This is a genomic window from Gilvimarinus gilvus, from assembly GCF_030518155.1.
Taxonomy (GTDB): Bacteria; Pseudomonadota; Gammaproteobacteria; order Pseudomonadales; family Cellvibrionaceae; genus Gilvimarinus; species Gilvimarinus gilvus.
On sequence record NZ_JAULRU010000320.1, the window covers coordinates 1 to 352 of the forward strand.

The window sequence follows — 352 nt, forward strand, 5'->3', positions numbered from 1 at the left end:
CCAGCAGCAGTTCGGTGTCGGCGGCCATGGGTTCATCGCTGGGGGCCAGTAGCAGCTCACGCACCTTCTCGGCCAGCGGCGTGCCACCAGGCTCACGGGTCAGCACCACATCCAGGCCATGCTCGCGCAAGCGCGCCGCCAGGTAGTCGCGGTTGGTGCTTTTGCCCGCGCCTTCGGGGCCTTCCAAAGTAATAAACAAGCCGCTCACAGGCAGTCCTTAATGTTGTTCGTCAGGCGTTGCCGGCTCGGCCGCCTGGGCATCACCGGCGGGAGCGGCCGGCGCCGGCTGCGCAGCCGGCTCATCGGGTACCGGCTGCTCTTCGCCGGCGGCTGGCGCAGCGTCATCGGCGCC

1 protein-coding gene is annotated in these 352 nt (G+C 69.0%); it reads right to left on the minus strand.

Translation table 11 applies throughout. The features are described from left to right. Window positions 1–208: dTMP kinase (locus QWI17_RS05620; protein ID WP_302721535.1), on the minus strand; the 208-nt coding region annotated here is incomplete at its 3' end. Window positions 209–352: the final 144 nt, after the last annotated feature.